Source organism: Nocardia sp. NPDC047648 (assembly GCF_040642815.1).
In the GTDB taxonomy this organism is placed as follows: domain Bacteria; phylum Actinomycetota; class Actinomycetes; order Mycobacteriales; family Mycobacteriaceae; genus Nocardia; species Nocardia gamkensis.
In genome coordinates this window covers 133,232-156,678 of sequence record NZ_JBEYSX010000017.1, presented here as the reverse complement: position 1 = coordinate 156,678, position 23,447 = coordinate 133,232, and the positions used below count along the sequence as shown (strand labels likewise).

Sequence of the window (23,447 nt, the reverse complement as noted above, 5' to 3'; positions counted from 1 at the left end):
GCGGCTGATGCAGCGTCTGCCGGACGGCGGCGGGATGGTGGCCGTCGACGCTCCGGCCGAGCAGGTGTCCCCGCTCGTGGCACGGCATGAACCCGCGGTGTCGATCGCCGGCTACAACGGACCGGCACAGGTGGTGGTCGCCGGGCCACGAGCCGCGCTCGATCTGCTGCGGGAGGAGTTGTCGGCGGGCGGTATCCGGACCGCCGAACTCGCCGTCTCGCATGCCTTCCACTCCGCGGCGATGGATCCGATCCTCGATGACCTCGCCGCGGCGGCCGCAGGCGCGACGATGACCGACCCCGCGATCCCGCTGGTCTCGAACCTCACCGGTGCGCCGCTGCGCGCGGGGGAACTCACGCCGGAGTACTGGGCGCGGCATGCGCGTCAACCGGTGCGGTTCGCCCAGGGCATGCGGGCCATGGCCGAGCTGGGCATCGGCGACTTCCTCGAAATCGGTCCGCAGCCGACGTTGTCGGCGCTCGGCGAGCGAGCGCTGGGCGGCTCGGCACGGTTCGCCGCGTCGCTGCGCCGCGGACGCGGTGACCGCGAGACGATGATGACCGCGCTCGGGCAGCTGTATGTGGCGGGCGCGCCGGTGGACTGGGAGCAGGTGCACCGGCCGCGTGATCGGCGGCGTGTGCTCGCCCCGACGTATCCGTTTCAGCGGCAACGTTATTGGATCGACTCGCGATCCGAGACAGCCGCGTCGACGCCGCCGGGTAACTCCGGGCCGAGGTCGGATCTCGCGCTGCGTTCCGGAGGCGCGCTCGCGGAGCGAGACACCGCGCCGGTGCGATTCGCGGGCCGCTCATCACGACCCGAGGATGCGCCGCCTCCGGATTCGAACCGAGCTGCCCCTGAGTACTCGAAGAGCGCGTCGGCCGCTGCACTCAGCGTTCCCGCTCCCGGTGATTTGCTTCCAGCGCAGTCGAAACAGTCCGCCGCGCGTTCCGAAGCCACTGCCGACTTCGCGGCCTTCATTCCGACGCCGCCCGCTGCTACGCGGAACGCCTCGAACGGCGCTGCCACATCGCATACGAACCCGGTACGACCGGACAACGCTCCGGTGCCGACTCCCACTCGACAGGAAGGCCGTTCCGGTTATCCGAATTCGCGCGGGACGGCGTCTTTCGATCTGATACTCGGTCCGGAGTCTCCGCGCTATCTGGCCGATCACGTCGTCGATCGGGCTGTCGTCGTACCGGGAGCGTGGTTCGTCGCGACTATCGCCGACGCCGCGCGTGAACTCGTCGCCGGTGACATCATCGCGATCGATGACCTCGTGATCGCCCGCGGTCTCACGCTGAGCGGCCCGCAGCCGGTGCGGGTGCACGTCGAGCCGACCGGCGACGGGTGGGCCGTGCAGGTGTCGACCGAAGGTTCCGGTACGCACGCACGCGCTCACATCCACACCGGAACGCGCCGGATTCCGGGCGGTCCCGGTTTGGCGGAGATCCTCGGCAACTGTCCGGAACACCTCGCGGCAGCGAACTTCTACCAGCTGCTGGCCCGAGCGGGCCTGCCCTACGGCCCGGCGTTCCGCCGCGTCACCGGTGTGCGCTTCGGCCGCGGCGAAGCCCTGGTCACGTTGTCGGATCCCGACATTGACAGCGGCGTGGGCATGGTGCATCCGGTTCTGCTGGACGCGGCGTTCCAAGCCACCTACGCGGCGATGTCGCCGAGGGCCGAGGAGCAGACGTGGGTGCCGTTCGCGATCGACCAGGCACTCGTCTCGGTCGCGGCGGGCACCGTTCGATTCGGCCATGTGCGCGTCGTCGAGCAGACGCCACAGCTGTGTGTCGCCGATGTTCGCCTGCTCGATGAGGAGGGTCGCCCGGTGCTGGTCGCGAACGGATTGCGCGTGATGCCCACACCCACGCCGAACGCGGGCGGACAGCCGTCCCGTGCGCCGCACGATCGGACCGTCACGGACGCCTACCGCATCGACTGGCAGGAGACCGGCGCGGCACTGCCCGCCTCGGCGGCCGGGCGCTGGCTGATCATCGGCGCGCCCGGAGATTTCACCGAGGGACTCGCCGACGCTTTGCGGGCGCGAGGAGCGGAGTGCGTCCTGGCCCGGCCCGGCGATGGTTTCGCATTCCGTGCCGAAAACGAGTTCGAGGTCGACCTGGGCGTCCCTGCGGCGGTGCGTGCGCTGCTCGGCGCCGTGAGCGACGGACGGACATCGTTGCGCGGGATCGTCTCGGCGCTCGCCCTCTGCGCCGACGATGCCCCGGCGCCGGTCGCCGCGGAACGTCTGGTGGTGGGCGCTGTGCATCTCGTGCAGGCCGCGGCGCTGGCCGGAGAGCCCTCGGTGTGGCTGCTCACCCGCCACGGTCAACGGGTCGATCCCACCGATCAGGTGGCTCCCGAGCAGTCCGCGCTGTGGGGCTTCGCGCGCAGCGCGCAGCTCGAGCACCGCGAAATCGGCTGTCGAATCGTCGATCTCGATCAGCTGGGCGACGTCCGCTCGGTGGTCGACGCGCTCGTCACGCCGCAGGGGCCGCGCCAGCTCGCGCTGCGCCGGGGACGTCGGCGTGTGCCGCGGCTGGTGCCGTTGGAAGTCACGCCGGGCGAGTCGGCGGTGGCGTCCGCAGCGGGGGGGACGGTGCTGATCACCGGTGGTCTCGGCGGAGTCGGCTTGCGGCTGGCTCGCTGGTTCGTCGATCAGGGTCGGTCGGAGCTGGTGCTCGCGGGGCGGTCGGCACCCGATGCCCGAGCGGAGTCGGTCATCGCGGAGTTGCGGGGGCGGGGGGCGCGGATCGTGGTGCGGTCGCTCGACGTCGCCGATCGCGACGCCGTGGCGGCGACGCTGGACTGGATCGACCGCGAGCTGCCGCCGCTGGCAGGCGTGGTGCACCTGGCCGGGGTGCTCGATGACGGCGTGGTCGCCGAGCAGACGGCAACACGCGTCGGGCGGGTTCTCGCGCCGAAGACGTTCGGCGCATGGCACCTGCACGAGTTGACCGCGGCTCGTTCTCTGCGTTTCTTCCTGCTGTTCTCCTCGGCCGCGGCGGTGGTCGGTTTGCCCGGGCAGTCCAGCTATGCCGCCGCCAACGCCTTCCTCGACGGTCTGGCCGAGTCGCGTAGTGCGGCGGGCTCGCCCGCGCTGTCGATCGCGTGGGGCCCGTGGGCGGACACCGGGATGGTCGAGCGACTCGGCAGCGGCGCCGTGCAGCGGCTGGCCCGGCGCGGCTACGGCATGCTGCGCCCTGAACAGGCCTTCGACACGCTCGCCCACCTCCTCGGTTCGGTACTACCGGCGGTCACCGTGCTGCGGCTCGCGCGACCGGAGGCGGGCGAAGCCGACGTGCCGGATGTGCTGCGGGATTCGGTCGCGCCCACTGTCGCGGATGTCGGCAACGTCCCCGCCGCAAGCGATCCGACCGCCGAGATGGAGGCTCTGGTTCGGCGTTGCCTGGGCTTGGCGCCCGGTGACGATCTCGATCGTCCGCTGCACGAACTCGGGCTGGATTCGGTCGCGGCCCTCGAGATCCGTGACGAGCTGTCCCGCCGCAGCGGTCACCGCTTGCCCGCGACGCTGGCGTTCGAGTACCCCACCCCGCGCGCAGTGGTCGGCCTGCTGGTGCGGCTCGGATCCGCTGCCGAGCCGTTCGTGCCGCCGTCGATCGAGAGCCATGGCGATTCCTCCGATCGAACGGCGGCGCGGACGCCCGCTGCTCCAAGGCACGACGCGGATGCTTCGATCACACCGAAGGGCAACGCTCGGCCGCAGACGGCCGACATCGAATCAGCAGCACGCGCCGACGAGCCCGGCGCCAACGGCCGCTCATTCGCGGACGACCGGCAGCTCACACACCAGCCGCTCGACCGACGCGCCGCGGCCGACTCGTTCGCGACACCGACCGCAATCGACCCGGCCACCGCCTCGGATGCCGGCCGCGGCACGGGCGCGGTAGGGGATATCGCGATCGTGGGTGTGAGCGGCCGCTACCCGGGCGCCGACGGACTCGACGCGTATTGGCGGGTGCTGGTCGAGGGACGCGACTGCGTCACCGAGATCCCGCCGCAGCGCTGGGACCACACCCGCTATTTCGTTCCCGACCGACACAACCCGTTCACCTCCTACACCAAGTGGGGCGGATTCCTCGACGACGTCGACTGTTTCGATCCGCTGTTTTTCGCCATCTCCCCGCGCGAGGCGGAAATCCTGGACCCGCAGGAGCGGCTGTTCCTGCAAACCGCCTGGGCCGCATTGGAAGACGCGGGGCATTCCCGCGCCGACCTGGCCCGCGGCGGCTTGCGCCCGGAGCAGGCCGGGGTGTTCGTCGGCGTCATGTGGGGGACCTACCAGATGTTCGGGGCCGAGGAGTCCCGGCTCGGGCGCGGCACGCTGCCCGGGTCGACGTTCTGGAGCATCCCCAACCGCGTCTCGCACGCCTTGGACTTCCAGGGGCCGAGCATGGCGGTGGACACGGCGTGCTCGTCCTCGCTCACCGCGCTGCACCTGGCCTGCCAGAGCATCCGCACCGGTGAATGCAGGCTGGCGGTGGTCGGCGGCGTCAATCTGTCCTTGCATCCCTACAAGTTCGTCGCGCTCAGCCAGGGGCAGTTCGCCTCCACCGACGGCCGCTGCCGCTCCTTCGGCGCGGGCGGCGACGGGTATGTGGCCAGTGAGGGTGTCGGGGCGATGGTGCTGCGGCCGCTGGCCGACGCCGAAGCCGACGGTGACACCATCTACGGCGTCATCAAGGGCACCGCGATCAATCACGGCGGTCGCGTCAACGGGTTCACGGTGCCCAATCCCGACGTGCAGGCGGCGGTGATCCGCTCGGCGCTGCGCGCCGGTGGGGTCGACCCGGCATCGGTGTCCTACATCGAAGCGCACGGCACCGGCACCGCACTGGGTGATCCGATCGAAATCACCGGTCTGTCCAAGGTTTTCGGTGGATCCGGTGTGTCCGAGCTACCGATCGGCTCGGTGAAGTCCAATGTCGGCCACCTCGAGGCGGCGGCCGGTGTCGCGGCCATGACGAAGGTGCTGCTGCAACTGCGTCACCGGACCATCGTGCCGTCGTTGCACGCCACTCCGGTCAACCCGAACATCGACTTCGCGGCGACGCCGTTCCGGATTCCGGCCGAGCCGCTGCCGTGGCCCGGCGGGGATCCGGCGCGCCCGCGCCGGGCGACGGTGAGTTCGTTCGGAGCGGGCGGGGCCAACGCCAACGTGGTGATCGAAGAGTACGTCGACCGCAGGCCGCCGACCCGGTTCAGTGGCGGGCAGGTCGTTCCGGTCTCGGCTCGCGACCGCGACCGGCTGGCGGAGTACGTTGCCGCGCTGGACCGTTTCCTCGCCGCGCAACAACCGAACCTCGCCGATCTGGCCTACACGATGCAGGTGGGCCGTCAGGCGGGCAGCGCGCGCGCCGCGTTCGTCGCCCGCGACATCGACGGGTTGCGCGCCGCCGTGCGCGCCTGGGTCGACGACGCACCCGCCGCCAGGTCGTGCCGGGATGCGGGGGAGGACTCCCGGATCGCGCGCTGGCTCGACGGCGGTGACATCGATTGGGCCACCGTCCGAGATCCCGGACCTCGCCGTCGCATTCCCGCGCCGACCTATCCGTTCGCCCGGGAGCGATACTGGATTCCGGACGTCGCGCCGGTGCCCGGCTCCGCTTCCGCGCCGAGCCCGCAGACCGCGCCGGGCTCCGATTTCGTCACGAAGCCCACCCCCGGCGGGCAGTCGGCGTCCGGACCGGACAGCGCATCGCCGCAACCCATGTGGGGTCAACGGTCTGCGCCCGGGTCCGTCACGGTGCCGCAGGCTGCGCAGGAGCGGGGATCCGCGTTCACGCCGGAGTCGATGCCGCAAGCCGCGTCAGGGTCCGGCACCGCGGGACCGCCGATCTCATCGGACCGGATCGCCGCGGAGTCCGTGTCGCCGCAGTCCTCGTCGTGGTCCACATTCGTCGGCCGACCTGAAGCGATGCGGCAACCCGCTTCAGCGGAACGCCGGTTGCTGGTTCCGGTATGGCGAGAAGCTCCGCTCCCCAGCGGTGACCTGCGTTCCCGCCGTAGCTTGATCGTGTACGACGCACGTACTCCCCACCCTCTGGTGGAGGCTCTCGCCGCCGCAGCGGGCGATCGGGGCCGTCTGGTGCGACTGTCGGACCTGCCGGGCGAGCTGAATCGCGACGACTTCGACGCGGGCGCGGCTCTCGGCCGGGCGCTCGCGGCGCGCTACCCCGATACCGACTGTGTGCTCGACGTGTGCGATCTCGCTCCCGCGCCGGCAGGTAGGCCCACGGGTGACCTCGGCCGGATGGGGCTGTATCAGGGTGTGCTCGAGGCGCGCGCCGGTTCGCTCGCGCTGGTGCACGTCGGCGGCGGCCACGTCGGTGCCGACGGCCCGGAAGCCGCGCCGCTGGGCGGTCTGGTCGCCGCGCTCGCCGCGGAAATCCGTGACGTGCGCACGCGCAGCGTCCATGTGCTCGCCCAGCGAGAGGCGGTGTGCGCCGATCCCGCGCGATTGCTGGCCATCCTGGGCGCGGAGTGCGCCGCCACCGAGGACAGCTGCCCCCGGGTGCGGTATCGCAACGGAACCCGCGAAGCCGTCGAACTGGCGGACGCGTCCGCACCTGCGGGTCTCGTCATCGATCCCACCCGCACGTACGTGGTGACCGGCGGGACGCGCGGACTCGGCGCGGAGTTCGCGGCGACGCTGGTCGAGCGTGGAGCGCGCCGTCTGGCCGTGCTCGGCCACGATCCGCTGCCGCCGGAACCGGAATGGGACCGCGTGGCCACCGGATCCGGGCCGGTGGCGGAGAAAGTGCGGCGGTTGGTCGCGTTGCGTGATCGCGGCGTCGCGGTGCGGACCTACTTCGGCAGTCTCACCGACGAGACGGCGCTGTCGAGCTTCTTCGACCGGGTACGGCGCGAGCTGGGTCCCATCGGTGGCGTGCTGCACTGCGCGGGAAGCGTTTCCGGCGAGAGTCCGGCGTTCGTGCGCAAGACCGGCCCCGCCATCGCGACCGTGCTCGAACCCAAGCTGGCGGGTACGGCGGTCCTCGCCGACGTGCTCGCCGCCGACCGTCCGGATTTCTTCGTGTTGTTCTCGTCGGTGTCGGCCGTGCTGCCCGGCTTGGCGGTGGGTCTGTCGGATTACGCGATGGCCAACGCGCATCTGGACCGCTTCGCCGAAGCCCAGCACGCGCTGGGACGACCCTATTTCCGGTCGGTGGAGTGGCCGTCGTTCCGTGGCACCGGGTTCGGTGAGGTGACCAGCGCGGCCTATCGGGCCACCGGCCTTCCGGCGCTCAGCGCCGCGGAGGGGTTCGAGCTGCTCGACGCCGTGCTCGGACTGCCCGCGCCGGTCGTATTGCCATATCACGGTGCGGCAGCGAATCTTTCGACACGCACCGGCCGTCCCGCGCCGGAAACGGCGGCCGCACCGGCTGCGCGGCAAGCCGCGGCGACCGGGTCGGCGGAGGCGTATCAGGAGTTGCTGCGCATCTTCTCCGACGAGTTGAAGCTGGCCCCGGCCCGTTTCGAGGGCGACAAACGGTTCGAGGAGTACGGCGCGGACTCGGTGCTGATCGCCTCGGCGGTGCGCCGGATCGAGCAGGTCGTCGGTCAGCCCTTCGACCCGGCGCTGGTGCTGGAATTCCCGACGCTCGACGAGCTGGCGAGTCTGTTGACCGAGCAGTATCCGGAACGCTTCGCGCCCGCACCGCCACCGGATTCGCCTGCCGACCCGCAGCGTGCGTCCAGTGCCCCGCCGCAGACGGAGCAGCACGGAACGTCACGCCCCACCGCGACCACCTGGGCGGCCGACGCACGCCGCGGCCGGGCAGCCGAGCCGATCGCGGTGATCGGCATCGGCTGCCGGCTGCCCGGCGGCGACACTCCGGAGGCGTTCTGGCGGCTGCTGGCCGCCGGTGCGTCCGGCATCCGCGAGGTCGACCCGGCTCGCTGGGATCCCGCCCGGTTCTACCGCCCCACCGGCGGCCCCGGGCTGACCAACAGCAAGTGGGGCGGGTTCGTCGACGGTGTGGATCTGTTCGATCCGGAGTATTTCGCGGTCACCGACGAACTCGCCTGGCAGATGGACCCGTTGCAGCGGCTGCTGCTCGAGACCTCGGTGCTGGCCACCACCGATGCCGGATACCGGCGGGACGAGCTGGCCGGCAAGCGGGTCGGCGTCTACGCGGGCAGCCGGGCGGCGAACTACTTCAACCGGATTCCGTTGCCCGACCGGCACACCGTGATCGGCATCGGGCAGAACTTCATCGCCGCGCGCATCTCCGACTTCTTCGACTGGCACGCGGGCAACGTCGTGCTCGACAGCGCGTGCTCGTCGTCGCTGTTGTCGGTGCATCTGGCCTGCCAGGCGCTGCGGTCGGGCGAAGTCGACGCGGCGCTGGCCGGCGGGGTGGAGGTGCTGCTCGACGAGATGCCGTTCGTCACCCTGTCGGCGGCGGGTGTGCTCTCCCCGCACGGGCGGTGTGCGACCTTCTCCGAGGACGCCGACGGTTTCGTGCCGGGCGAAGGTGCGGCGCTGCTGCTGCTCAAGCGGCTCGACGACGCCCTCGCCGACGGCGATCGGGTCTACGCGGTGCTGCGCGGCTCGGCGATCGGCAACGACGGGCACACCATGGGCATCACCACCCCGAACATGCGCGCGCAGATCGAGGTGGTCACCGCCGCGCTCGAGGCGGCGGGTATGTCGCCGGACGCGCTGTCGTATCTCGAGGCGCACGGCACCGGCACCATGATCGGCGACCCCATCGAACTGAAGGGGTTGGCGACCGTGCTGGGCGACCGCTCGCGGGGCCCGGAGCCGTGCGCGGTCGGCAGCGTGAAAACCAATATCGGCCATCTGTTGTCCGCGGCGGGCATCGCCGGGGCGGTCAAGACGATCCTCGCCGTGCACCACGCGGCGCTGCCGCCGTCGCTGCACTGCGACAACCTCAATCCGCGTTTCAAGTTCACCGGTTCGCCGCTTCGGGTCAACCGGGAACTGCGCCCGTGGCGGCCGACCGACGGCAGGCCCCGCGCGGCGGGCGTCAGCTCGTTCGGCTTCGGCGGCACCAATGCCCACCTCGTCATCGAACAGGCCCCCGACGGGCACCGGCCGACGCGCCACCCCCTGGATCCACCCGCCTTCCGCAAGAGGAGCTTCATGCTGCCGAAAACGGTTCCCAGCACATCGACGGAGCCCGCGCCGCGGATCGTGGTCCCGATGACGCCGAGCGCACCCGCGCCGTCGTTCCTGCGGGTGGAGCCGCTGCGATGAGCGGGATCGACCTGGACAGCTTCGCCACCACCCTGCGAGCCGAGGACCCGGTGGTGCGTGACCACCGGGTGCACGGTGTCCGCATCCTGCCGGGCGTGGTGTATCTCGACATGATCCTGCGTGCGGCGATGGCCGCGGGCTACCGGCCCGGCGACCTGACGATCCGGGAGGCGTTGTTCCAGCGTCCGGTGGCCCTCGGTGCCGACGACGCGGTGCGCATCGCGTTCCGGGTCGATCGCCCGACCGGCCGCATCGCCATCGACGTGCAACGCTTGGACGCGGCGGGCCGGCCCGTCGGGCCGAACGAGCCGGTCGCGGAATGCGTTGTGCTACCCGCTGATTCGGCTGCCGAGCCGCCCGGCATCGATGCGGCCGCATTCCGGGCGTCGGCGCGGGCGCGCGGTATGACCGAGATGTACGCCCAGAGCGGCGGCCGGGGAATCGAGCATCGCGACTTCATGCGCGCCACAGGACATTTCGACCGCCGCGACGACCTGGTCACCGCGACACTGGGTCTGGGCCCCGAGGCGGCCGCGCATCTGCCCGGATTCCTGCTGCATCCCACGTTCCTGGATGCCTCCACGATCGTGCCGTTCATCGACCCGCATCGCCTCGGCGTGGACGACGACAGCGCGTTCATCCCGATCTACTTCGGTGACGTGCGCGCTTGGCGGGCCACTCCCGAGGAGGTCTTCGTGCGGGCCACCGTCCGCGGCGGCGGGCACCGCGGAGACCTGCTCGAAGCCGAGGTAGCCCTCTACGACCGGGACGGATCGCCGGTGGTCGGCTATCGGCTGACGTCCAAGCGGGTGCGGGGCAGCGCGGACATTCAGCGGTTGCTGACACCGGTGGAGTCGACATCCCCGCGACCGACCGCTTCCACCCCTGTGGCCGTTGCCTCCGGTGATCCGCGTGCGGTGATCGCCGCCGACTTGGCTGCTCTGGTCGCGAGCGAACTCGGCGCCGATCCCGCGGGCATCGCGACGGATGTGGGGTTCTATGAGCTCGGCCTGGATTCCGGGCGCCTGCTGCGGTTGACCGCGGAGCTGGAGGCGCGGGTCGGCGAACCGCTCTATCCGACGCTGCTGTTCGAGTACCAGACCATCGAGGCGCTCGCCGGACATCTCGCCGACACCGTCGGCACGAAGTACCGGCCCCATGACGCCCCAGCGCATCCCGCCCCCGGTACCGCCTTCGACGAGCCGGTCGTGACCGCGACAGCATCCGTCGCGGACGTGCGCACCGCCGCGCCGCCGACGGAAGCGGTCACAGCCGTCGCGGTTTCCGCAGGAGCGGACGAACTGATCACCTTCGGATTCGACTGGGAACCCGACGCCACCGCGCATCCGCGTCGCGTACCGGAGGGGCTGCTCGTCTTCGACACCGCCGAGCACCCTTACCCGCACCACGAGACCACCACCGTCATCCGCGTCCGACCGGGCATCGAATTCGTCTCCGGCACTGATGCTTTCGTCGTCGACCCGGCGAACTCGCAGCACATGCAGCTGTTGGTCGCACAGCTGACAGCACGGCGGCTGCGCTTCGACGCCGCGTTGTATCTGTGGACCGAAGCGGCCACGGATCCGCAGACGTTGATCGAGCGGGTGTACCTGCCGCTGCGCGATCTACTGCGCGCGGCGGCGGAGGTGCCGCACTCGCCGGTGCGCCGGGTGCTCGCTGTCACGCCTGCTACCCCCGCGGGTGAATCGAGTTGCGCACTCCTGGGCGGCTTGGCGCGCACGCTGCGGCTCGAGCAGCCGCAACCTCTTCTGCGTGCCGTGCAGCGCGACCCCGCCGAGGCGATCGGTGACCTGGTGGCCGCCGAGCTGGGCGTCGATGAACGCGATCCCGACACCGAGATCCGCTACCACGGCGGACGACGCCAGGTCCGCCGGGCACGCCTGCTCACCGGCACCGTGCCGGGTTCCGCCGGCGCGGTGCTGCGCCCGGGATCGGTGGTCGTCGTCACCGGAGGTTTCGGTGGAATCGGGCAGCAGCTGTCTCGCCGCCTCGCCGGCGAGTACGGCGCCCGCCTGGTCCTGGTGTCGCGCCGTCCGCTCGACGCGGCGGCCGCCGGACTGCTCGGCGAGCTCGCCGGCCTCGGCGCGGAAGCCGTTCATGTGCGCGCCGATGTGTCGGTGGCCGCGGACGCCGAACGCGTCGCCGCGATAGCCCACGCCACCTTCGGACCGGTCGATGTGCTCTACCACGGGGCGGGACAGTTGCGCGACGGGTTGCTGTCGAGCACCGGCCGCGACGACGCGCAATCCGTTCTGGCGCCGAAGGTCTACGGCGTCGAGCATTTGACGCGGGCGCTACCGGAGGCCCGGCTGACCGTGTTGTTCTCCTCGGTGTCGGCGGTGCTCGGCAATCCCGGGCAAGCCGATTACGCGGCGGCCAACCGCTATCTGGACGTCTTCGCCGAACAGCGCGATCGGGCCGGAAGCCGGACGATCAGCGTCGGCTGGCCGCTGTGGGCCGAGGGCGGCATGCGCCCGCCCGCCGAGCAGATCGCCGCGCTGCGGCGGGCCGGTGCCGGATTGCTGCCCACCGCGACCGGAATCGATCTGCTGTTGTCCTGTGCCACGCGCGACCGCGCGCACCTCGCGGCGATTTGGGGCGAGCCCGAAGCACTGCGGGCACGACTTCAACCGGCAGTCGCGTCCACCGCCGCTGCCGCCGAGCCGGTGCCGGGCGACGAGCACCGCGCGCCTGCCGAGGAACCGATCGCGATCGTCGGCATCAGCGGCCGTTATCCGGACGCCGACGACATCGAGGAGTTCTGGCGCAATCTGCGCGACGGGCATGACGCGGTGCGTCCGGTCCCCGCCGAACGCTGGTGGCTCACCGCCGTCCAGGGCACTCCGGGCGCGCCGCCGATGATCGGCGGATTCGTGCGCGATGTGGGCGGTTTCGACCCGCGATTCTTCCGGATCCCGCCCGTCCAGGCGCCGCTGTTGGACCCGCAGGAGCGTTTGTTCCTGCAGCAGGCCTACGCGGCGCTCGAGCACGCCGGCTACCACCACACCGATCCGGCCGTGCGGGCACGCCGCGTCGGTGTGTTCGTGGGCGCCACCTGGAGCGACTACCGGCTGCTCGGGGTGGCGGCCACCCGCGACGGAGATCCCGTCGCGGTGGCCTCCATCCCGTCGTCCATCGCCAACCGCACCTCCTACACCCTCGGCCTGCGCGGCCCGAGCCTCACCGTGGACACGGCGTGCTCGGCGTCGCTGACCGCGCTGCATCTGGCGCGGCGCAGTCTGCTGGACGGTGAATGCGACGCGGCGATCGTGGGCGGTGTGAATCTGCTGCTGCACGAGGACAAATTCCTGCTGCTGCACAGCCTGGGCATGATGTCCGACAGCGGCCGGTGCCGGCCCTTCTCCGCCGGCGCCGACGGCTATGTCCCCGGCGAGGGCGTCGGCGCGCTGTTTCTGAAGCGGCTGTCGGCAGCCCGCGCCGACGGCGACACCATCCACGGCTTGATTCTCGGCAGCGCGGTCAACCACGGCGGGCAGACCTCGGGATACAGCGTGCCGCACCCCGCAGCGCAAGCCGAGGTGATCGGCGAGGCCCTGCGCGCGGCCGGGGTCGACCCCGCCGCGATCGACTACCTCGAGGCGCACGGCACCGGGACACCGCTCGGCGATCCGATCGAAATCGCCGGATTGGCAGCGGTGTTCGGCAGGTCCGGGGGCAGCGGTCGCTCCCGCGCACTCGGGTCCACGAAGTCGAACGTCGGCCATTTGGAAGCGGCCGCGGGCGTCGCGGGCCTGACGCGGGTGCTGTTGCAGATGCGCCACGGCCGAATCGCGCCGACGCCGCACGCCGCACAGGCCGATCCGGCCATCGCGTTCGACTCGGTGCCCTTCCACCTGCCACGGGAATTGGAGGATTGGCCACGCCGCACCGTCGACGGCGTCGCGGTGGCGCGGCACGCGGGCATCAGCGCGTTCGGCGCGGGTGGCGCCAACGCCCATGTGGTGCTCGCCGAATTCGTCGACGACCGGATCGCCCAGGCCGGGACGGGGGAACCCGAGATCTTCGTGCTCTCGGCGCGCACCCCGGAGCGGCTGCACCGCTACACCGAGATCATGGCGCGGCACTTCCGCACCCTCGATCCCGCGGACTTCCTCGACGCGTTGCGCACCTTGCAGGTGGGCAGGCCCGCGCTGGCACACCGTCTCGCGGTGGTCACCTCCTCCCCGGTGGAGCTGGCCGACGCACTCGACCGGTTCCGCACCGGCCAAAGCGGTCCGGTGGTCAGCGGAACCGTCGAAGCACAAACCCAGCCGCTCGCGCCGGTGACCGGCGCCCAGGAACTGGCCCGCCGATGGGTGGTGGGCGCCGACATCGATTGGCGCGGGCGCGGCGGGCCGCGGCGCCGGATCCCGCTGCCCGGCTATCCGTTCGAGCGCACCGACTACTGGATCATCGCGCCGCCGCGCGCGGGCTTCGACACCGCGGTGCGGCGATTCGAGGCGGCGCTGCAGCCCACCGGCATCGTGGAGCCCGGTCGAGCCGAACTCGGCCGTTACGCGGCGATGCTGCTGTTCGCCACGCTCACGGGCATGGGACTCACTGCGGGGGAGTGGACTCAGGAGTCCTTGGACGCGCGCCTGGGAGTGCGACCGGGGTTCGATCGGCTGCGCACCAGCTGCCTGGACATCCTGCAACGACACGGGCTCGTGCGCCGGCACGACGACCGGTTCGAGGTCCCCGGCCCGCCACCCGGCACCGGCGGGATGCGCGCCGACCTGCTGGCCCGCTTCCCGGAAACCGCGCCCTACGTGGCATTGCTGGAGGCCTGCCTCGCGGCGTATCCGCGCGTGCTGCGTGGGGAGCTGTCCGCGACGGAGGTGCTGTTCCCCGGCGGCGACCTCGCATTGGTGGGCGCGATCTACCGAGGCAACGCCGCCTACGACTTCACCAACGGCTTGCTCGCCGAATTGGTGGCGTCGGTCGCGCGGCGGACCGGTGACACACGGCCGCTGCGGATCGTGGAAATCGGGGCGGGAACGGGCGGTTCCACGCACGCGGTGCTCGACGCGCTCACCGCGAGCGGGATCGCGTTCGACTATCACTACACCGACGTCTCGCACAGTTTCCTCACCCACGGACGGCGTACCTTCGGCACGCGCGAGAACCTGCGTTTCGCGGTGCTGGATATCGACGCCGATCCGGTCGCGCAGGGATTCTCCGCGCACGAGGCCGACCTGGTGCTGTGCGCCAACGTTCTGCATGCGACGCGGTCGATCGATGCGACTCTGCGCAACATCCGGCGGTTGCTGGCGCCCGGCGGTGTGCTCGCGTTCACCGAGGCGACCACGGACCTCGAGGTGCTCGCGCTGACCTTCGGGCTGCTGGAGGGCTGGCACGGCTACCGCGATCCGGAGGCGCGTATCCCGCACTCCCCGTTGCTGTCCGAGTCACAATGGCAGGCCGCGCTGTCCGCGGCGGGATTCTCCGGAGTCCGTTCGTGGGGTCCCGAGCTGTCGGCGGACGAGGAACCGAGTTTCCGGCTGCTGGCCGCGGTCAGCGCCACCGCGCCCGGCGCTGCGCAGGCCGCTCCCGTTGTTACCGCACCGGCCACGACCGCGCAGCCCTCTTTCGCGGTCACCGCCGAACCCACCGCCCGTGCGCCGCTCCCGCCGGGGATGGCAGCCGAGCCGGATTCCGTTACACAACGCCACTTCGCGGCCGAGCCGGTTGCCGCCGCGCAGCCCCATTTCGCGGTCGCCGCTGAACCGGCCGCCGTTCGGCAGGCCGAACCTTCGGTCGCCGCGCGACAACTCGCCACGGTGAGCGCATCCACGCAGCCCGGCAATGCCGCGGCGCTGGAGGCCGAGCTCGTCGCCATCGTCGCCGACGGACTGGGTGTGGCGCGCGGCGAGGTGCGCGCGGACTTGCCGTTGTCGGAGTACGGGGTCGATTCCATTCTGGCGGTGAAGATCATCGACCGGGTGAACGCCCGCTACGGCTGTGCGCTGCGCCCCACGGTGGTGTTCGACCATCCGTCGGTACGGCTGCTCAGCGCTCACCTGGCCGGACAAGGAGCCACGGCGGCGAGCGCATCGGCGGCACAGATGCCCGCCCGGACATCTCCCGTCTCGAACACGGCGCCGTCGGGCGCCCGAACCGTCGCTGCGCAGGCTGCGCAGTCCAGCGAGAGGTCGGCATCGATGGACGTCGCCATCATCGGCATGTCCGGGCAGTTCCCGGGCGCGGCGAACCTCCAGCAGTTCTGGCGCAATCTCGCCGATGGCCGGGACTCGGTGACCGAGGTTCCCCTCACGCGCTGGCCGATCGCCGACTACTTCCGGGCAGGGCAGGTGACCCCGGGCAAGACCTACTCCAAGTGGGGCGGATTCCTCGACGGTGTCGAGGAGTTCGATCCGGCGTTCTTCGACATGGTGCCCGCCGAAGCCGACTACATGGATCCGCAGCAGCGGCTGTTCCTGGAGCACAGCTGGCTGGCGCTGGAAGACGCCGCCATCGACCCGAAGTCGTTGCGGCGCACCCGGTGCGGGGTGTTCGCCGGGTCGCCGGGGTCGGACTACGCCAACCTGCTGCGCAACCGCGGAGCGGCCGGTTCCCACCACATGTTCACCGGCAACAGTCCGGCTATCCTGCCCGCCCGGGTGGCCTATCACCTCGATCTCACCGGCCCGTGTCTGGGGCTGGACACCGCCTGCTCCTCGGCGCTGGTCGCGTTGCACCAGGCCTGCCGCAGCCTCGCCGCCGGCGAGTCGGAGCTCGCGCTGGCGGGGGGTGTCGCGGTGTTCGTGACGCCCGAGTACCACCTGCTCGCCTCCTCGATGGGCATGCTGTCGCCGCGTGGCCGGTGCGCGAGCTTCGACGCGGGCGCCGACGGTTTCGTGATCGCCGAGGGCGTCGGCGTGGTGGTGCTCAAGCCGCTGGCCGCCGCCGAACGCGACGGCGACCCCATCCACGGGGTGATTCGCGGGATCGGCGTCAATCACGACGGCCGCACCAACGGCATCACCGCCCCGAGCGTGCGTTCGCAGACCGAACTGGAACTGGCGGTGTATCGCGACGGCGGGATCGATCCGTCCACCATCGGTTACGTCGAAACGCACGGCACCGGAACGCGTTTGGGTGATCCGATCGAGATCGAGGCGCTCACCGCCGCTTTCCGGCGCTACACCGGCGCGGTCGGCGCGGTGGCGGTGGGATCGGTGAAATCGAACATCGGGCACGCTTCGCATGCCGCGGGCATGGCGAGCCTGTTCAAGGTGCTGCTGGCCATGCGTGCCGGACAGCTGCCGCCCTCGCTGCACGTCGATTCGGTGAACCCGCTGCTCGGATTGGACGAGTCGCCGTTCTTCGTCAATACCGAACTGCGCGCGTGGAACAGCGCACCACGGCGGGCCGCGATCAGTTCGTTCGGTTTCAGCGGCACCAACGCGCACGTGGTGGTGGACGGCGCACCGGAGCCGGTGACGGCCCGCCGTGATCTACGGGGCGGCCCGCAGCTGGTGGTGCTCTCGGCCCGCAGCGCGACGAGCTTGACCCGGATGGCGCGGTCGCTGCGCAGGCACCTGGCCGCGCATCCGGAGCTGGTGCCCGCGGACATCGCGCGCACCCTGGCATTCGGGCGCGCCGGTTTCGAGCATCGGCTCGCCGTGGTCGGAGACTCGGTGGACGCGATCGCGGCGCGGCTGGCGGCTTTCGCCGAGGGCGACCGTCCGGCAGGCGTCTTCACCGGAACCGTCGACACCCCGTCCACCGACCGGGCCGGTGCCCTCGTGCTGGAGGACCCGGTAGCAGCGGCACGGCAATGGGTCGAGGGTGGACATGTCGAACACGCGGGCTGGATCGATCCGGCCGCGCGCCGCATTCATCTGCCCGGATACGAGTTCGACCGAGAAAGGTGCTGGGCGCCGGAGGCGAGTGATTCGATCTCCTCCGGGTACGCGAACGACGCTGGGCGCTTCCACGAGGTTTCCGGACCGGTGAGTGTCTCGAAGCCTGCGGTCGCCGCCGATTTCGCAGGCGCCTCCGAAACAGCAGGGGCTTCCCACCCAGCGGGCGTCCACGAACCTCAGCGCAGCGGTGAGCCCCGGGACGTCGCCCAGCCCCGGACGATTGCGGCAACGCACCGCGCCGCGTCGCCGTCGACCGACGCGGCGCCGCAAGCGCTGCGTGTAGGCGAGACTGCCCCCGCACCGGCGGCGACCGAGACGAGGGCACTCGATGGCAGTTCGGCACCGCGACAGGCCGCCGGCGGCTCGGCGGTATCGGCGGCCGCACCTTCGGGCGACAGGGGACTCCAGAATGTCGCCCACGACCCAGCGCGTGGATCGGTGGCGTCTGCGGCCGATCAGCAGCCGCATGGACTCGTGAGCCCTGCCACCGAGGTCTCCCCGTTGCGACCGGCCGCCGAAACCTACCTCAAAGGTTTACTCGCCCAGTACTGCCGACTCGACCCGCAACGGATCCGCACCCGCATTCCGTTGCAGGACTATGGCATCGATTCGGTGCTGATCAGCAAGATGAACGACCGGCTGGAATCCGATTTCGGTCCGCTGCCGAGCACCCTGTTCTTCGAGTATCAGACCGTCCGCGACCTCGCGGGCTATCTCGCCGACGAGCACTCGCCGCGCGTGGCCGCCCTCACCGCCGACCCCGCTGCCGTGACGCCGTCACCCGCCGGCGCACCCAGGGAAGCGCACACGGTTGCTCCGGAAAGCGTTGCTGCCGAATCCGCCGAGCCGATCCTCGACGATGCGCATGATTCCGAGGACATCGCCGTCATCGGCATGGCGGGCAAGTTCCCGATGGCGGGCACCGTCGAGGAGTTCTGGGCCAACCTGAGCGCAGGACGCGACTGCATCGTCGAGGTGCCGCCGCAACGCTGGGATCACCGCGAATACCTCTCCGAGGATCCCGACGAGCCGGGCACCACCTATGCCCGCTGGGGCGGGTTCCTCGACGACGTGGACAAGTTCGACGCCCGCTTCTTCGGCATCACCCCCAAAGACGCCGAGGAGATGGACCCGCAGCAACGGCTGTTCCTCGAAACCTCTTGGGCCGCACTGGAAGACGCGGGTTACTCGCCGGAGCGGGTGCGCCGCAGCGCCGCGGCCCGCGGCTTGCCCGATGCCGGGGTCTTCGCCGGCGTGGGCTACGCCGAGTATCAGGCATTCGTCGGTGTGCCGATCTCGGGCTATTTCGCGGTGGCGAACCGGGTCTCCTACCACTTCGGCTTCAACGGCCCGAGTCTCGCGGTCGACACGGCGTGCTCGGCATCGCTGACCGCGCTGCATCTGGCCTGTGCGAGCCTGCGCCGGGGCGAAGCGGCCTACGCGCTGGCCGGCGGGGTGAACGTGTCGATCCACCCCGGCAAGTACCTGCTGCTCGGCTACGGCCGCTGGGCCTCCACCGACGGCCGCTGCCGGTCGTTCGGCGCCGGCGGTGACGGCTACGTGCCGGGCGAGGGCGTGGTCACTCTCGTACTCAAACCGCTGCGGCACGCGCGCGCCGACGGTGACCGCGTCTACGGCGTGATCCGCGGCAGCACCCTCAACCACGGCGGGCGCACCAACGGGTTCACCGTCCCCAATCCGGTCGCTCAGGCCGACCTCATCGGCCGCGCCCTGGACGCGGCGCGCGTCGAGGCGGGCGACATCGGCTACGTGGAAGCCCACGGCACCGGTACCGCGCTGGGTGATCCCATCGAGATCGCGGCGCTGACGAAGGCGTATCGCCGCTCGACGTCCGCGAGTGGCTATTGCGGCATCGGCTCGGCGAAATCCAGTGTGGGGCATCTGGAAGCGGCGGCGGGCGCGGCGGGCGTGGTGAAAGCGCTGTTGCAGCTGCGCCACGACACCATCGCGCCGAATCTGCACAGCGACCCGCCCAACCCGGGAATCGACTTCACCAAGACTCCCTTCCGCGTCATCGACCGGCCCACGCCATGGCCGCGGCCCGCCGACGGCAGGCCCCGCGTCACCGCCGTCAGCTCGTTCGGTGCGGGAGGCTCGAACGCCCATGTGATCCTCACCGACGCCGAACCCGTCGCGCCGACTGCCGAAGACGGGCGGCCGAGGATCGTGGTGTTGTCCGCGCGCGACGCCGACCGGCTCGCGGAACTGGCCGCTCGCACCGCCGACCGGCTGCGTGAGCATCCGCTTGCGCTGCCGGACGTGGCGTGGACGCTGGCCGTCGGGAGGGCCACCTTCGAGCATCGCCTCGCGGTGGTGGCCACCTCCACGGCCGAACTCGTGGAATTGCTCGACAGCACAGCCGATTCGAGCGCACCGGCACCGGCCGAGGGCCTGCTGGTCTTCCGCGGGGTGGCCCGCACCCACCGCGACCTCGACGAGTTGCCCGGCGAGTCGGATGCCGAGCGCGCCGAGGTGGGCGCACTGCTGCGCTCGGGCAATCTGCCGCGGGTCGCCGAGTTGTGGGCCGGCGGGTGGACCGTGGACTGGGAACAGGGTTACCGGCGGCCGTTCGGCCGGATCGTGAGCCTGCCCGGTTATCCGTTCGCGCGGCGCAGGTACTGGATCGTGCCCGAGGACTACCAGCGGCGCACCGACCCGGTATCGCAGGTGGTCGCGAAGACGGTGGTCGCGCGGGAAGCCGAGCCGCCATCGGAAGATCGGCGCAACGGGCACTCCACGAACGGCGCGGCGCACCGAGACATACCGGTGCCCGCCGAACCGGTGCAGACACCCCCCGAATCGGTCACCACCGAGCCGTCCGCCGACGAATTCGACAGCGCGTTGCGCGATCGGCTCGCCGAGCACATCCGCGACATCTTCGCCGATCTGACCAAGACCGATCCGGCCGATCTCGACCTCGACGCGGATTTCACCGACTTCGGGTTCGACTCGGTGGCCACCGTCCGGATGCTCAACCGGCTGATGAAGCACTACGACGTCAAGATCCCGGCGGAATCGACCGAGCTGTATCCGACCATCGCGGCGCTGTCGCACTATCTGGTGGCCGAGGGCATCATCACCGGCGCGGCGCAAGACGCCCCGCGCCCCACCGCCGTCAGCGCGGCCACCGCGACCCAGCACGACATTCCCGCGGTGACCATGGACGCCCCGATCCCGGTGCGATCGGTCTTCATCACCGGCGTGACCGGTGTGCTGGGCGGCAAGCTGCTGCACGATCTGCTCACGCGCACCGACGTGCGGGTGACCTGCCTGGTGCGCGGCAAGACCGTGGCCGTGGCCGAGCAGCGGATCAAGCACTTCCTGGCCACCTACGATCCGGACGCGACCCTCGAGCGGGCATTCGCCGAGCGCGTCACCACCGTGCTCGGCGACGTCTCCAGCGAACGGCTCGGCCTGGACGAGGACACCTGGCACCGGCTCGCCGACGAGGTGGACCTGACCATCCACGCCGCGGGCCGCACCACCCTGGTCACCTTCTACGACGCGCTGGCCCCGATCAACGTCGAAGGCACCCGCCGCGCGGTGGACTTCGCGTTGCGCTCACGCGGCAAGTACCTGATGTACGTGTCGAGCTTCAGCGCACTGGGTGATCGGCTCAACTTCAACAACCCGCCGTTCACCGAGCGCGATCTCGAACTGGGCCAAGGCTACGACCATCTGCCCTACCAGCAGACGAAGTACGAGTCCGAGAAGCTGATCCGGGCGGCGAGCGAGCGCGGACTGCTGTGGGACATCGTGCGCCCCGGCAACATCATGGGTGACAGCCGCACCGGCCGGTACCCGTTCTCCGAGGTCAGCGTCAAAGGCGCGTACTACGACATCCTCAAGACGATGATCGAGACCGGCGAGACGATGCTGACGCCGGTGCACTGGGACATCACCCCGGTCGATTACGTCAGCGCCGCGATCGTGCACATCGCCCTGCACCGCCCCACCTACCGGGAGACCTACCACCTGACCAACCCCGATATCCGGCGCTACTACGACGTGGTGCGCTACGTCCAGCGCGCGGGCTACGAAGTGGATCTGGTGCCGCTCGAGGAATTCCATCGCCGGGCCACCGACCGGCAGATCTACCGGCTGGGCAGCGACGAGGTCTACGACAGCCAGACCCTGGAGATGTTCAAGTACGGCATCGAGCTGTTCGGCACCATCCACTACGAAGAAAGCTCCTACGCCGACTGCGCCTACACCCGGCGGGTGCTCGGCGCCGCGGGCATCGACTGTCCGCCGACCGAGGATCTGGTGCGGGTGTATCTGGCGCACTGCGCCGAGGTGGGATACATCCCGGCGCCGCGCGGGGCCCAGCCGGCCGCGGAGGTGCTGCGATGAGCGCCGAGTGCACGATCGTCTTCCCCGGCCAAGGCGCCCAGCGCACGGGGATGGGAGCGGACTTCTGCGCCGAATACCCCCTCGCACGCGAGACTTTCGCCGAAGCGAGCGCCGCGGTGGGCGAGGACCTGCTGCGGATCTGCGCCGAGCGCGATCCGCGGTTGCATCGCACGGAGTACACCCAGCCGTGCGTGCTGACCATGGAGATCGCCGCGTACCGGGTGCTGGTGACCGAATTCGGTTTCCGGCCGGTCGCTTTCGGCGGGCACAGCCTGGGCGAGTATGCCGCGCTGGTCGCGGCGGGCGTGTTCGAACTCGCCGACGGGGTTCGCTTGGTGCGCGCGCGTGGCGCGCTGATGCAGCGCGCCGCGCCGGAGGGTGCGGGCGCGATGGCCGCGCTGATCCTCCCGGATATCGCAGGCTCCGGAGTGGCGGAGCTGGTGGCCGAGGCGGGCGCGGAGGTGGCCAACGACAATTCGACCGATCAGCTGGTCATCAGCGGTGCGCGCGAGGCGGTCGCGGCCGCGCGCGTCGTCCTGGCCGAACGTCATCCGCAGTTGCGTTTCGTCCCGTTGCGGGTGAGCGCGCCGTTCCACTCGCGGTGGATGCGCGGCATCGAGGCCGAGTTCGCCGGACATCTCACCGACTGCGCGCCGCGCATCCGCACCGAGCGTTCGGTCGCGGTGACCTCGAACTACACCGGGGATTTGCACCGGCCCGAAACCCTCGCCGAGCATCTGGTGCGCCAGATCTCCGCTCCGGTGCGCTGGACGGCGAACATGCGCGCGTTGCTGCGCTCGGGCACCCCCCGCTACGAAGTCGGCCCGTCGGCGCCGCTGTCGAAGTTCTTCGCCACGCTGGGCGCGCCGGTGACCCGGATCGCGACGGTGGGCGATCTGCGGACCCTCCGCGGTGAAGGGGGATCTGAACATGCGGCCGTCGAGCCCGCTATGGCTACGGTGGCAGCATCGGCCCCTGAGCGCGAACGCATCGCCCCTGACACGATTTCCGTGTCGGTGGCAGCGTCGGCGGTCCCCGAACCGGACAGCATCCCGCCCGGGATCATTGCGACGTCGCCGGTAGGGTCGACCACCCCACAACCGAAAACTGCTGTGGCAGGAGTTGACCCGGCTTCGGGAGCAACTTCGCCCACCCGCGGATCGACGCGACCGGCCGAGACGGATGGGCTGACCATCCACCGCAAGACCGCGGGTACTGCCGGCCTGCGGTTGTTCTGCTGGCCGTTCGCAGGCGGCAAAGCCGCCGCCTACACGCCGTGGCGGCGCGAGCTGCCCGACTGGGTGGAGCTGTGCGTGGTCGAACTGCCCGCCCGGCAGCGTCATCTGGCGCAGACGCCCATCCGCCGCTTCACCGATCTCGTCGACGCCGCGTTGGCCCAGGTCCTGCCCCTGACCGATCTCCCGTTCGCTTTCTTCGGTCACAGCCTCGGCGCGCTGACCGCCTACGAGGTGGCCCGCCGCCTGCCCGATCCGATCGCGCCGCGGGCGCTGTTCCTCGGTGGCGCGGTGGCCCCGCACCTGCCCAGGCCGGGGCGCTTGTCGGACCTGCCGGATCACGAGTTCGTCGCCGCGGTAGGTCATTACGGCGGCATTCCGCCCGAGGTGCGCGAGACCCCGGAGGTGATGGCGTTGTTCCTGCCCGCCTTGCGCAGCGACTTCGAGATCTTCGACGACTACCGGTTCACTCCCGCCGCCGCGCCGTCGTGCCCGGCCCACCTGTTCGGCGGGCGGGACGACCGGCAGGTGGCGGTCACGCAATTGGAAGCCTGGCGTGACGTCCTGCCGGGACTGCGCTCCACCGAGCTGCTGCCCGGCGGTCACTTCTTCCTCGTCGAGCAGCGGGCAGCGCTGCTCGGCTCGCTCGCGGACAAGCTCGCCGCTGTCCGCCCCCACGCGGTATCCGCCTGA

General features: G+C 70.9%; 3 protein-coding genes (1 of these 3 cut by a window edge). All 3 read left to right on the top strand.

The features are described 5' to 3' along the window. Tightly spaced (each overlapping or abutting the next), the 3 genes in view from ABZ803_RS29650 to ABZ803_RS29640 form a layout consistent with a single transcriptional unit that may run on beyond the window. Positions 1–9,256, top strand: the 3' portion of a protein-coding gene (locus ABZ803_RS29650) for an SDR family NAD(P)-dependent oxidoreductase (protein WP_357044331.1). It extends 12,518 nt beyond the left edge of the window; 9,256 of the gene's 21,774 nt are visible here — the last part of the coding sequence; its start codon lies beyond the left edge, outside the window; its stop codon occupies positions 9,254–9,256. Further along, entirely contained in the window at positions 9,253–21,519 is a 12,267-nt protein-coding gene (locus ABZ803_RS29645; RefSeq protein ID WP_357044329.1) for a thioester reductase domain-containing protein, read from the top strand. The genes ABZ803_RS29650 and ABZ803_RS29645 overlap by 4 nt, the downstream gene beginning before the upstream one ends. Next, positions 21,516–23,447 (top strand): thioesterase domain-containing protein, encoded by a 1,932-nt coding sequence (locus ABZ803_RS29640; RefSeq protein ID WP_357044327.1) that lies wholly within the window; start codon positions 21,516–21,518, stop codon positions 23,445–23,447. Before ABZ803_RS29645 ends, ABZ803_RS29640 begins: the two co-directional genes overlap by 4 nt.

What these genes read in the sequence shown, in the direction of transcription:
- ABZ803_RS29645 (WP_357044329.1), top strand. Translation starts at nt 9,253, where the DNA reads ATGAGCGGGATCGACCTGGACAGCTTCGCCACCACCCTGCGAGCCGAG.
- ABZ803_RS29640 (WP_357044327.1), top strand. Translation starts at nt 21,516, where the DNA reads ATGAGCGCCGAGTGCACGATCGTCTTCCCCGGCCAAGGCGCCCAGCGC.